Here is a 12,955-nt window from a genome sequence, read left to right on the forward strand (position 1 = left end):
CGCAACCGCACACAACCGTGGTCAGCGTGTAGTCGGGGTGAATTCCTGCCTTCATGGTGTCCCTTTCAGATGGTCGCCGGGTCGCCCTCGCCATTCGAGAGCGTGAACCGGAACCGGACTCGGCCGTTCAGTATGCCAGAGAGGTCTTCCGACCTGCTAATCGTCTTGATTTCCTCACCGACAGGTGCTTCAACACCCGCACCTGTCGGCTTGTTCCCACGCTGGACCCGACCCGGGTGGTCAGTCGTCGAGCGCGCCGGGCGCGGTCTTCGACACCTGGATCAGGAACTCGACGTTGCTCTTGGTCTTCTTCAGGCGATCGACCAGCAGATCGATTGCCTGATGCGAGTCCAGACCCGACAGAACGCGGCGAAGTTTGTGAACCACTGCCATCTCGTCGGGACTCAGCAGCAACTCGTCGTGACGAGTGCTCGACGGGTTGATGTCCACAGCCGGGAACACGCGCCGCTCGGCGATCTTGCGATCGAGCTTGAGCTCGGCGTTGCCGGTGCCCTTGAACTCCTCGAAGATCACGGTGTCACCGGTGGAGCCGGTCTCGACCATGGCCGTGGCGATGATCGTGAGCGATCCACCGTTCTCGATGTTGCGGGCAGCACCGAGGAAACGCTTCGGCGGGTACAGCGCTGTCGAATCGACACCACCGGACAGGATCCGGCCCGACGCAGGCGAACTGTTGTTGTACGCGCGACCCAGTCGAGTGATCGAGTCGAGCAGCACGACGACGTCCTGACCTGCTTCGACGAGACGCTTCGCACGCTCGATCGCGAGCTCGGCGACTGCTGTGTGATCACCTGGCGGACGGTCGAATGTCGAGGCGATGACCTCGCCCTTCACCGAGCGCTGCATGTCGGTGACTTCTTCCGGACGCTCGTCGACCAGGACGACCATCAGGTAGCACTCGGGATTGTTGACCGAGATCGCGTTGGCGATCGCCTGCAGAACGCTCGTCTTACCGGCCTTCGGCGGGCTGACGATCAGTGCGCGCTGACCCTTACCGATCGGCATGACCAGGTCGATGATGCGCGTGGTCAGGATGTTCGGCGTCGTCTCCAACCGCAGTCGCTGGTTCGGATACAGCGGGGTGAGCTTGCCGAACTCCGGACGCTTGCGCGCAGTCTCGGCATCGCCACCGTTGACGGTGTCCAGGCGAACGAGCGGGTTGAACTTCTGACGCTGATTCGACTGCTCACCTTCACGAGCGACACGAACAGCACCGGTCACGGCGTCGCCGCGGCGGAGTCCGTTCTTGCGCACGAGATTCATCGAGACGTACACGTCGTTCGACCCCGCGAGGTAGCCGGAAGTACGCACGAATGCGTAGTTGTCGAGCACATCGAGAATGCCCGCTACCGGCTGCAGAACGTCGTCTTCGCGGATCTCGGGCTCGCGCTCGTTTCCGCCGCCGCCACCGCCGCCTTCGCCGCGGTCACGCCCACGACGACGCTCACGGAACCTGCGGCCCCTGCGGCCACGGCCGTCGCCGTCGTCCTCGGAGTTGTCACGGTTGTCGCGGTTGTCTCGGGGACCGTTGTTGTTGCGGTCGTCCCCACGAGAGTCGTTCTGGTTCTGATTCCGGTTGCGGTTGCCTTCACCCCGGTTGCCTTCACCCCGGTTGCTCTCGCCCCGGTTGTCGCGGTTGCGCTCGCCGCGGGTGCGCTCGTTGCGCCCACCCTCGGAACGGTTGCCGTCGTTGTCGGAGTTCTCTCCACGGCCGCCGGCGTCACCACGGCCACCGCGAGCACCGTCGTTGCCGTCGGTCGAATTTCGGTTCTCCCGATCGGCGCGACCACGCCGCGGCCGATCGTTGGACGCGGAATCCGACTCGCCTGCGTCCGCACCCGACGGCTGGGATTCAGGAGTCGTGGCGGGCGCTGACTCGGGTGTGGTAGCCGAGTCGGCAGCGGTCTCGTCGAGCGGGAGCTGGTCTGAAGCGCCTGCTCTACGACCGGCGGTTCGCCGACTTCGCGTACGACGAGGCGTGTCCGTTGCATCGTCCGCATGTGGTTCAGGAGAAGCTGTGGAGCTCGTCTCGGGCGCCGGAGTTTCGGCAGTGGGAGTCACGGCAGTGGGAGTCACGGCAGTGGGAGTCACGGACTCCTGAGCGCGAGTCTTGTCGGCTGCGCTACGTCGAGGGGTCTTGGGTGCATCGGTTGTTGCCGCTGCACCACCGCCTTGACGTGCAGAAATGGCGGCGATCAGATCGCCTTTACGCATGCCGGAGATGCTTTTGATGCCGAGTTCGCCCGCGAGACTACGCAGCTCGGTGAGCACCATTCCGGACAGGCCAGCTCCGCGTCGCGTCTTTTCGGGCGCAGAGATCAGTTCCGTATCGGTCACGGAGGTCCTTTCCTTCCCTCGCTCGCAGTCTGCGCAGTCGAGGGTTCGTTTCCGTAGCTCGAATCTCTTTCGAGCACGGATATTGCCGTTCACGATCGAATTGCTTCCGACGGACGACCGACCTGAATCCGCATAAAAGGCTACGGAGGGTCGAAGCCAGGAGCGTCAGTCGACTCGGACGTGAATTCCCCCGAATACGATGACAAGATTGCCCTGGTGGAAACCGGCGTCTGAAGCGCACGTTGTACGGACGACCCTCAGGATAGCGTCGATCATCGCGGTCGGCAAGAACCCGCTACCGGCGAGTCACACCGGGGTCACTCATGACGTGCAGACGCCGTCGGCAACATCCAGTTCGAGGACGCGAATCCCCTCGCTCGTCGCCTGCTCCTTCAAATCCGTCGGGAAGGGTTCGGTGCAGAGCGCAAGCACAGTCGGGCCCGCACCGGACAGGACCGCGGCGATTCCCCGCGATCGAAGCGCGGTGATCCACTTCGTTGCCGCGGGTAGGGCGCTCGATCGCTGACCCTGATGCAGCATATCCTCGGTTGCCGGGATCAGCAGGTCCGGTCGCTGGGTCAGGGCCACAACGGCGAGCGCACCTCGACTGACGTTGAACGCGGCATCACGATGCGGCACCAACTCGGGCAACAGTCCGCGAGTGTGCGAGGTCGACGACCGCTCCGCCGGAACGAGTGCGACGACGTGGATGTCGGGATGAACCGGCAACCGCACCGCCGAGTAGATTCGCTGCGAGCCACTGTCGCTTGCCGGCTCACTCCACGACACGACCGCACCACCGAGCACACTCGCCGATGCATTGTCGGGGTGTCCTTCGAATTCCGAGGACAGTTGCACCAACTGCCGATCGGTCAAGGCAAACGCCGGATCGAGCTTGGCCGCCAATCCGTTGGCGGCGGCCAACCCGCCCACCACCGCGGACGCAGACGATCCGAGACCACGGGAATGTGGAATTACGTTGGTGCACACCACATCCAGACCATCTGCCCACACTCCGGCCGCCTCGAGACCGCGCTCGATCGCGCGGACGACGAGATGCGAGGGCCCCCAGGGAACATCCTCGGCACCCTCGCCTTCGACGTGGATGCTGAGCCCGGACGCTGTGATGGTGACTCGGATCTCGTCGTAGAGACCGAGTGCGATTCCCAGTGTGTCGAACCCGGGCCCGAGGTTGGCGCTCGACGCAGGAACACGCGCCGTGACCGTCAACCCCAGCGGCAGTGTTGTCGTCATGGCCTGGGACTCTGCCACTACGCCAACTCGAGCGCAGATGCCACGGCAACAGGGTCGACCGGGATCGGCTCGACCACAGGCATTCCTGACAATGCGGTGTCGGGGTCCTTCAAACCGTTACCCGTCACCGTGCACACGACACGTAGGCCGCTGTCCAGCCAGCCTTCCTTCCGCGCGGCGAGCAAGCCCGCGATGGAGGCAGCTGACGCAGGCTCGACGAAGACGCCCTCGGATTTAGCCACCAGGCGGTACGCCTCGAGGATTTCCTCGTCGGTAGCAGCACGGAACGCTCCGCCCGACTCCTCCTTGGCAGCGACTGCGCCGTTCCACGAAGCGGGCGAGCCGATACGAATGGCCGTTGCGATGGTCTCCGGGTCTTTCACCGGCGCACCGTGAACCAGCGGCGCCGCACCTGCGGCCTGGACCCCGAGCATGCGCGGCTTGATCGTGGTGAGCCCATCTCGGAAATACTCCGAGTAGCCGCGCCAGTACGCCGTGATGTTGCCCGCATTGCCGACCGGGAGCACGTGCACATCCGGTGCGTTTCCGAGAGCGTCGCAGATCTCGAAGGCCGCAGTCTTCTGCCCTTCGATGCGAACCGGGTTGACCGAGTTCACCAGCCCGATGGTCGGAAACTCTGCAGTTGTCTTCCTCGCAAGTTCGAGGCAGTCGTCGAAATTGCCCTGAACCTGAATGATCTTGGCGCCGTGCATGACTGCCTGAGCCAGCTTGCCCATCGCGATCTTGCCCTGAGGAACGAGAACAGCGCAGCCCATGCCCGCTTTGGCGGCGTAGGCGGCGGCAGAGGCGGACGTGTTGCCCGTCGATGCGCAGAGAACAGCTTCCTGACCGCGGGCAAGTGCGTCGGTGACCGCCATCGTCATACCGCGGTCCTTGAAGGAACCGGTCGGGTTGAGACCTTCGACCTTGAGATGCACCTCGCAGCCCGTGATCTCGGACAGCCGTTCCGCATGGATCAGCGGGGTTCCGCCTTCGAGCAGGGTGACAGTCTTCCAATTCGGGCCGATCGCAAGACGTTCACGATACGCCTCGATCAGACCCGGCCATGGGGTGTGCACGGTCATTTATGTGCCTTCCAATCTCAGAACACTGGCTACAGAGGTGACGACGTCGAGCTTGTCCAACGCCGAAACAGTTTCGGACAGAGCAGAATCCGCAGCGAGGTGCGTCACGACCACCAGACGTGCGCCGTCACCCGAGCCCGACTGGCGAACAGTGGAGATACTCACGTCGCGCTTGGAGAACTCAGCAGCCACGGTCGCAAGGACTCCAGGCTTGTCGGCGACCTCCATGCTGACGTAGTAGCGGGTCGAGATGTCACCCATCGGCGCGATCTCGAGCTTGGCGTACTTCGACTCCAGCGGTCCACGACCCCCGTAGAACTTGTTGCGGGCGGCCATGACCAGATCACCGAGCACGGCAGAAGCCGTCGGCGAGCCGCCTGCGCCCTGTCCGTAGAACATCAGCCGTCCAGCCGCTTCCGCCTCGACCACGACGGCATTGAACGCGCCGTTGACCGTCGCGAGCGGATGGTCGCGCGGCACCAGAGCCGGGTAGACCCGGGCAGAGATCCGCTCTTTCCCCTTGGGCGTCGTGATGCGTTCGCAGATGGCCAGCAACTTGATCGTGCAGTCCAGCGACCGTGCCGTCTCCAGATCCGCGGAGGTGATGTTGCTGATGCCCTCGCGGTACACATCGCCTGCGGTGACCCGAGTGTGGAACGCGATGGACGCGAGGATCGCGGCCTTGGATGCAGCGTCGTAGCCCTCGACGTCGGCCGTCGGGTCGGCTTCCGCGTAGCCCAAGCGGCCTGCTTCGACGAGAGTCTCCGCGTAGTCGGCTCCGGTCTCGTCCATGGCGGAGAGGATAAAATTCGTGGTGCCGTTGACGATGCCGGCGACCTTGGTCACCCGGTCCCCGGCGAGGGACTGCATCAGCGGACGGACGACGGGAATCGCACCGGCGACTGCCGCCTCGAAGTACAGATCCGCGCGGGACTTCTCGGCAGCCTCGTTGAGTTCACCGGTGTATTCGGCGAGCAAGGCTTTGTTCGCCGTCACGACGGACTTGCCCTTTTCGAGGGCCGCGAGGATGAGCTTGCGTGGAACGTCGATGCCGCCGAGAACCTCGACGACGATGTCGACGTCGTCCCGATTGACGAGCGACTCGGGATCATCGGTGAGCAGCGCGGCGTCGACGCCGCGCTTGCCGTCGACACGACGAACGGCGATGCCTCGAATTTCCAGTGGCGCACCGACTCTCGCGGCGAGATCCTCGGCGTTCTCGGTGAGGATTCGGACGACTTCGCTTCCGACGTTACCGAGACCGAGAACGGCAATTCCTATCGGCTTCGCAGTCATGGCTGCACCTCCAAGCTGAGCAGATCTTCCAGTGTCTCCCGGCGCAGAACGAGCCGGGACTTTCCGTCCTTCACCGCTACGACCGCCGGACGTGTCAGCAAGTTGTAGCGACTGGACATCGAATAGCAGTACGCGCCTGTGGCGGCGACTGCCAGCAAGTCTCCTGGACCGACATCGGCAGGCATCCAGGTGTTCCTGATGACGATATCGCCACTCTCACAGTGCTTTCCGACCACGCGGGCAAGGACTGCCTCGGAATCACTGTCACGAGAGACCAGTCGGCAGTCGTACTCGGCTTGATAGAGGGCGGTGCGAATGTTGTCGCTCATCCCACCGTCGACACTCACGTACCGTCGTCGCGTCGTCGCGTCGACCGTCACGTCCTTGATCGTGCCCACCTCGTACAACGTCACCGTGCCCGGCCCGACAATGGCGCGCCCGGGCTCGACGTCGACGTTCGGTACCGGGAGGCCGACCTGGGCCGACTCGGTTGCCACGATGGACTTCAGCTTCGCCGCCAGTTCGTCGATCGGCGGTGGATCATCGCTCGGCACATACGAAATGCCCATCCCACCACCGAGGTCGATGGTGGAAATCTGCGACGTCTTGTCGACACCGAACTCCGAGACGACGTCCCGCAAGAGGCCGATCAGCTTGTGCGCGGCCAGTTCGAAACCGTCCACTTCGAAGATCTGCGAACCGATATGACTGTGTAGCCCGACCAGACGCAGGTTGCCCGCGGCGAAGACACGTCGGATGGCTTCGAGAGCCGAGCCGTCGGCAAGCGAGAACCCGAACTTCTGATCCTCGTGTGCGGTGGCGATGAATTCGTGGGTGTGCGCTTCGACGCCGACGGTCACCCGAACAAGGACGTCCTGCACCTTGCCCAGTTCACCAGCAACGGTGTCGAGGCGATCGATCTCGATCATGGAGTCGAGCACGATGTGTTCGACTCCCGCACGCGCACCTGCGGTCAGCTCGTCGACCGACTTGTTGTTGCCGTGCATCGCAATTCGCTCGGCCGGGAACCCGGCAGCGAGTGCGATAGCGAGTTCGCCGCCGGAACTGACGTCGAGCGAGAGCCCTTCGTCGGCGACCCAACGTGCGATTTCGCCGCACAGAAACGCCTTCGATGCGTAGTGCACGCGTGCGGGATCGCCGAATGCCTCGGCCATTTCTCGCGCACGTGAGCGGAAATCGTCCTCGTCGATCACGAAGAGCGGGGTTCCGTACTCGGCTGCCAGTTCGGTGACCGGCACTCCTGCCAGCGTCACGACACCGTCGTCACCTCGGCGGGCATGACGCGGAAAGACGTGCGCGGGTAGCGCAGTCATCTCTGTCGCCGACCTCGGCCGTTCCTGTGTCGCTTCCTTCGCAGGCGCGTCCGCGTGTTTCGGACCCGCCGGATGGGCACTCACATGCGCTCCGGTGCACTGACGCCGAGCAAGGCGAGGCCATTGGCCAGCACCTGCCGGGTTGCGTTGCCCAACGCCAAACGGGCTGTGTTCACAGGACCTGGCTCCTCGTCTCCTTGTGGAAGTACTCGGCAAGCGCCGTAGAACCGATGGTAAGCACCGGCCAACTCTTCCAGATAACGCGCGATCCGGTGAGGTTCACGCAGGTTGGCAGCGCTGGCCACCACGCGAGGGTAGTCACCGATGGTTCTGATCAGCTCCCCTTCCTGCTCGTGCACGAGCAAGCTCAGGTCGGGTCCCTCTGCGTTGATGCCGAGTTCGGCTGCGTTTCGCGCCAACGACGCAAGACGGGCGTGCGCATACTGCACGTAGTACACCGGGTTCTCGTTGGTCGCGCTGGCCCACAGTGCGAGATCGATGTCGATACTCGAGTCGACCGATGAACGCACGAGCACGTACCGCGCCGCATCGACGCCGATGGCGTCCACGAGGTCGTCGAGAGTGATGACGGTGCCCGCGCGCTTGCTCATCTTGACCGCGACACCGTCGCGCACCAGATTCACCATCTGCCCGATCAACACCTCGACAGTGTCCGGATCGTCGCCGAAAGCTGCAGCTGCGGCTTTCAACCGGCCGATGTACCCGTGGTGGTCGGCACCGAGCATGTAGATGCACAGGTCGAATCCGCGCTGGCGCTTGTTCTGGAAGTAGGCGATGTCACCGGCGATGTACGCGGCGTTGCCGTCGCTCTTGATGACGACCCGGTCCTTGTCGTCGCCGTAATCGGTACTGCGAAGCCACCAGGCGCCGTCCTCGGAATAGAGGCTTCCGGAGTTCTTGAGGTATTCGACGGTCTTCTCGACTGCGCCGGATTCGAACAGCGAGTTCTCGTGGAAGTAGACGTCGAAGTCGACGCCGAACTCGTGGAGGTTCTTCTTGATCTGACCGAACATGAGCTCGACGCCGATCGACCGGAAGGTCTCCGCCTGCGGAACCGGCGCCATGGCGAGAACCTCGGGGCTCGTCGCGACGACCTGCTGCGCGATTTCTTCGATGTATGCGCCTGCGTAGCCGTTCTCCGGTGCAGGTTCGCCCTTGGCCGCGGCGATCAAGGATCGGCTGAACCGATCGATCTGTTCACCGTGATCGTTGAAGTAGTACTCACGTACCACCTCGGCTCCCTGCGCCGACAGGATCCGGCCGAGGGCATCGCCGACCGCAGCCCAGCGAGTACCGCCGAGGTGGATGGGACCGGTCGGATTGGCCGAGACGAATTCCAAGTTGATCTTCTTGCCGGCAAGCGCGTCAGCGGAACCGTAGGCTGCGCCCGCGGCCAGCGCCTGGGCGACGATGGCGCCCTGCGCGTCGGCGGCTAGACGAATGTTGAGAAAGCCCGGACCAGCAACTTCGGCACTCGCAATCGAGGCATCGGCGGTCAAGGCATCGGCAAGCCAGCCGGCGAAATCACGGGGGTTCGCACCGGCCTTCTTCGCGATCTGCAGAGCGACATTGGTTGCGTAATCGCCGTGCTCGGGGTTACGTGGACGTTCGACCGTCACCTTTTCAGGCAGTACGGACGCGTCGAGACTACGGTCGGCGAGCACCGTGGCAGCGGTCGCGCGTAGTAGTTCGGCAAGGTCGGCGGGAGTCACAGGTGTCTATCCTATGGTCTCGGACCCAGTCAGTTGCCACTGACGTCGTCTCGGCGGCTGCGGCACCTCAAAGGATGCGTTCAGCTCGGGACCGTACAGTAGGGGCGCTCTGCGATCACAGGTCGCCACGGATCGCGGACCGAACGAAGTTTGTGTGCGCCCCGGTGCACCCTCCGACAACCGAAAGAGCGACGACAGCGATGCCCACGGGTTCCAACAACGGCGGTCCAGACAAGAAGTCGGCAGCCAAAGCCAGCAAAGCAATGAAGGCAACCAAGAAGAAGAGCGGCGGCGTCCCGGCGAGGGGCAAGTCCGGCCTGCCCACGGGGCGACAGATCCCTTGGTTCGCCATCGGCGCAGGCGCGATCGTCATCGGCCTCATCGCCGTCCTCGCCATCAACCTCGTCCCGAAGTATCAGGATCGCGCGGAAGCACAGCGTTGGGAGCCGAGCGAGAGCAATCAGGATCCGTCGACGGCGATTGCCGACGTCGCCGTGCAGCCCTACGAAGCTGCTCTGCACGTGTCGCCGACGCAGCGCGTGGCTTACGACCAGGCTCCCCCGTTCGGTGGACCGCACGACGCGACCTGGGCTACCTGCACCGGCATCGTCTACCCCGAGGCGATCCGCACCGAGAATGCAGTCCACTCCCTCGAACACGGCGCGGTATGGATCACCTACAACCCGGATGAGCTTTCCGAGGACGAGATTTCCACGCTCGCCGACAAGGTCGACGGTGAGACCTACACGATGATGTCGCCGCATCCCGGACAGGACACTCCGGTGTCGCTGCAGTCCTGGGGCCACCAGCTCAAGGTGGACAGTGTCGACGACGAGCGGGTCGATCAGTTCATTTCCGCCCTGCGCCTCAACCGCTACCAGTACCCCGAGGTCGGCGCGAGCTGCGCGACGGTGCCCGGCGGCGGATTCGATCCCGACAACCCACCGCTGTTCGACGCTTCGGCTCCCGGCGCGGATGCAGTCCCGATGGACGGCGGCGGCATCACCCCGGACACCAGCGAAACGTCGGGGATGGGCGGACTGCCTTCGGACCTCCAGCTCCCCAGCGACCTCCAGGTACCAGCTGAAGCGCCGGCAGCCCCGGCACCCGCATCCTGATGTCCGAACCGTCACCGTCGACACGAGTCGGGCGACCACAACTCGTCGCGCTGATCGCACTCGGCGTCATTGCCGTGCTCACGGTCGGGTTCGCGCTCGGTTTCTTCGCTCGAACCAACTTTCTCGGCGGTGACGACTCGACGCCGGCGGCCGACTCGGTGGATGTCGGCTTCGCGCAAGACATGTCGGTGCACCACAACCAAGCCGTCGACATGTCCGCGATCGCGCTGACCAACGCCTCGGATCCCCTCGTCCGGAACCTCGCGTTCGACATGCTGACGTCACAGCAGAATCAGGTCGGACAGATGCAGGGGTGGCTGGCGATCTGGGATCGCGCACCGGTCGGATCCGACGGGTACATGGGGTGGATGTCCGCCGACGACCACGGGCATTCCATGTCCATGTCCGCGGATACAGCAGAGTCGGGATCCGTCGCTGCCATGCCGGGGATGGCGTCGACGGACGAACTCGCCGCACTCCGACAGGCGACCGGCCCGGACGTCGACGTGATGTTTCTTCAGTTGATGCTGCGCCATCATCAGGGGGGTCTGTCGATGATGGAGTACGCGGCAGATCATGCCGAAACTCCGGCTCTGGTGCGCCTCGCCCAGTCGATGATCTCGACCCAGCAGAGCGAGGCGACACTGATGACCCAGATGTTGGCCGAGAAGGGCGCCGAACCCCTCCCCACCAGCTAGTGGAGGGTGTACGTCCAATCGGTCACCTCGGGCATGTCCTCCATGTGTTCGACGACGTAGCTCGCGTGACGTTTCAGCTGGGAATTGCAGTAGTCCACGAGCTCACTGCCCTTCTCCGGAACACGACGCGAGCGCCGTAGCGCTTCGAGTACGAGGTGGTAGCGACTCATCCTGTTGAGCACCACCATGTCGAACGGTGTGGTGGTGGTTCCCTGTTCGTTGAACCCGCGCACATGGAAGCGGTCGACATTCGGTCTCCCGTGCAGCAGTTCGTGGACTGCCCGCGGGTATCCGTGAAACGCGAAGACCACGTCGGTGTCCGCTGTGAAGAGGTCGATGAACTTCGCTTCCGAGAAGCCGTGCGGATGATCGCCGGGCGTCACCAGCGCCATCAGGTCGACGACGTTGACCACTCGCACCCGCAGGTACGGAACCCACTCCTGGAGAATCTGCGCCGCCGCGAGAATCTCCTGCGTCGGAACGTCGCCTGCCGCGGCGAGAACGATGTCCGGGTCGGTCGGGCTGCCGGCCGACTCCGTCTCGGTCCCCGCCCAAGCCCAAATCGACGCGCCCGCGGCGCAATGCTCTCTCGCCTCGTCGAGAGTCAGATACTGCAGGTGCGGTTGTTTGTCGACGACAATGAGATTGACGTGGTCTCGACTCCGGAAGCAATGATCGGAAATGGACAACAACGTGTTCGAGTCCGGTGGTAGCCAAATACGTACGACTTCCGGCGACAGCGGAATGACAGCATCGATCATCCCCGGGCCCTGATGACTGAAACCATTGTGGTCGTTTCGCCAACACGTGCTCGTCAGCAGCACGTTGAGTGAGGCCACCGGTTCGCGCCACGCCAGATCAGCTGCATGCTGCAGCCACTTGACGTGCTGGATCATCATGGACACACTCACCATCGCGAAGGCTTCGTAGCTCGCGAAGAGTCCGTGTCCACCGGCGAGAACGTATCCCTCCAGCCAGCCCTCGCACAGATGCTCGCTCAGTACTTCCATGACCCGGCCGTCGGGCGAGAGATGGTCGTCCCACTCCTCCGTCGGAAGCTGCCAGCACCGATCGGTCTGCTCGAACACCGCCGCCAGCCGATTGCTGGCCGTCTCGTCCGGGGAGAACAGCCGGAAGTTGCCGCCGCCGTCGTCGCGTCCATTCTGGGCGTAGATGTCGCGCATCAGTTCGCCGAGGACCCTCGTCGTCTCGTGGAAACCGCCACCTGGAGATTCGATCTGAATCTCGTACTTCTCGAGCGGTGGAATGCGCAGCGGCTGAAGGAGTCTGCCGCCGTTGGCGTAGGGCGTGGACCCCATGCGCTTGTCCCCCTCGGGGGCCAGCGCGGCAAGTTCGGGAACGAGGGTTCCGTCGTTGTCGAACAGTTCCTCCGGACGGTAGGACCGCAGCCAGGTCTCGAGCTGGGCCAGGTGTTCCGGGTTGGTCCGTACTCCGCTCAGTGGCACCTGGTGGGCCCGGAAGGTTCCTTCGACCAGAACGCCGTCGACCGTATGTGGGCCCGTCCATCCCTTCGGAGTGCGCAGCACGATCGCGGGCCAGCGTGCGTCTGCCGACGTACCACCGTCGCGGGCAGCAGCCTGGATGAGCCGAATCTTCTCGTGCGATTCGCGCAGGACGCGCATCAGCTCGGGAAATACGACGCGGGGATCGGTTCCCGACACTACGACCGGCTCCCAACCTTGACCGTGCAGGAAGTCGACGATGTCCTCGTCGCTGCTGCGCCCGAAGACGGTCGGCCCGGCGATCTTGGCACCGTTGAGATTGAGAATCGGCAGGACGGCCCCGTCTCGGCGTGCGTTGAGAAATGCGGGAAGCTTCCACGAACCAGCGAGTGGTCCGGTCTCGGCCTCGCCGTCGCCGATGACGCAAGCGATCGTCAGATCTGGACGATCGAAGGCGGCGCCGCCGGCATGCACCAGCGCGTACCCCAGCTCACCGCCCTCGTGGATGCTCCCAGGCGTCTGGACACTGACGTGGCTCGGAATCCCGCCAGGAGCGGAGAATTGACGGCACAACCGTCGGACTCCGTCGGCGTCCGGCCCGACGTGCGGGTAGATC

9 protein-coding genes are annotated in these 12,955 nt (G+C 64.0%); 2 read left to right on the forward strand and 7 right to left on the reverse strand.

Annotated features, from left to right (window positions below; translation table 11 throughout):
* Window positions 1-240: 240 nt before the first annotated feature.
* The 6 genes from rho to argS all read right to left on the reverse strand — a co-directional run bounded on the left by rho (window position 241) and on the right by argS (window position 9,060).
* Window positions 241-2,295 (reverse strand): transcription termination factor Rho, encoded by a 2,055-nt coding sequence (gene rho / locus A2J03_RS04250; RefSeq protein WP_068370145.1) that lies wholly within the window; start codon window positions 2,293-2,295, stop codon window positions 241-243.
* Window positions 2,296-2,679: 384 nt separating this feature from the next.
* Entirely contained in the window at window positions 2,680-3,612 is a 933-nt protein-coding gene (thrB, locus tag A2J03_RS04255; RefSeq protein ID WP_068370148.1) for a homoserine kinase, read from the reverse strand.
* 17 nt (window positions 3,613-3,629) lie between these two features.
* A complete protein-coding gene (gene thrC, locus A2J03_RS30335; protein ID WP_068370128.1) occupies window positions 3,630-4,697 on the reverse strand; it encodes a threonine synthase in 1,068 nt (355 codons plus the stop codon).
* A complete protein-coding gene (locus tag A2J03_RS30340) occupies window positions 4,698-5,993 on the reverse strand; it encodes a homoserine dehydrogenase (RefSeq protein ID WP_068370130.1) in 1,296 nt (431 codons plus the stop codon).
* Window positions 5,990-7,411 (reverse strand): diaminopimelate decarboxylase, encoded by a 1,422-nt coding sequence (lysA, locus tag A2J03_RS04270; protein ID WP_068370133.1) that lies wholly within the window; start codon window positions 7,409-7,411, stop codon window positions 5,990-5,992. Before lysA ends, A2J03_RS30340 begins: the two co-directional genes overlap by 4 nt.
* Window positions 7,408-9,060, reverse strand: coding sequence for an arginine--tRNA ligase (gene argS / locus A2J03_RS04275; protein WP_068370135.1), 1,653 nt, complete (start codon window positions 9,058-9,060; stop codon window positions 7,408-7,410). Before argS ends, lysA begins: the two co-directional genes overlap by 4 nt.
* A 200-nt stretch (window positions 9,061-9,260) precedes the next feature.
* Here argS and A2J03_RS04280 point away from each other — a divergent pair, with 200 nt between their 5' ends.
* Both A2J03_RS04280 and A2J03_RS04285 read left to right on the forward strand, forming a co-directional pair.
* A complete protein-coding gene (locus tag A2J03_RS04280) occupies window positions 9,261-10,178 on the forward strand; it encodes a DUF3105 domain-containing protein (RefSeq protein ID WP_068370138.1) in 918 nt (305 codons plus the stop codon).
* Window positions 10,178-10,876: a DUF305 domain-containing protein gene (locus tag A2J03_RS04285; RefSeq protein WP_068370140.1), complete on the forward strand. Its 699-nt coding sequence runs from the start codon at window positions 10,178-10,180 to the stop codon at window positions 10,874-10,876. The genes A2J03_RS04280 and A2J03_RS04285 overlap by 1 nt, the downstream gene beginning before the upstream one ends.
* On the opposite strand, the gene A2J03_RS04290 is transcribed toward A2J03_RS04285, so the two are convergent.
* Window positions 10,873-12,955, reverse strand: a 2,083-nt coding sequence (locus tag A2J03_RS04290; protein WP_068370142.1) for a phosphoketolase family protein, incomplete at its 5' end; no start/stop codon positions are given. The two genes, A2J03_RS04285 and A2J03_RS04290, sit on opposite strands and share 4 nt — an antisense overlap.

The sequence above is a fragment of the Rhodococcus sp. EPR-157 genome, from assembly GCF_001647195.1.
Classification (GTDB): Bacteria; Actinomycetota; Actinomycetes; order Mycobacteriales; family Mycobacteriaceae; genus Rhodococcoides.

What these genes read in the sequence shown, in the direction of transcription:
- A2J03_RS30340 (WP_068370130.1), bottom strand. Translation starts at nt 5,993, where the DNA reads ATGACTGCGAAGCCGATAGGAATTGCCGTTCTCGGTCTCGGTAACGTC.
- rho (WP_068370145.1), bottom strand. Translation starts at nt 2,295, where the DNA reads ATGGTGCTCACCGAGCTGCGTAGTCTCGCGGGCGAACTCGGCATCAAA.
- A2J03_RS04280 (WP_068370138.1), top strand. Translation starts at nt 9,261, where the DNA reads ATGCCCACGGGTTCCAACAACGGCGGTCCAGACAAGAAGTCGGCAGCC.
- thrB (WP_068370148.1), bottom strand. Translation starts at nt 3,612, where the DNA reads ATGACGACAACACTGCCGCTGGGGTTGACGGTCACGGCGCGTGTTCCT.
- thrC (WP_068370128.1), bottom strand. Translation starts at nt 4,697, where the DNA reads ATGACCGTGCACACCCCATGGCCGGGTCTGATCGAGGCGTATCGTGAA.
- A2J03_RS04285 (WP_068370140.1), top strand. Translation starts at nt 10,178, where the DNA reads ATGTCCGAACCGTCACCGTCGACACGAGTCGGGCGACCACAACTCGTC.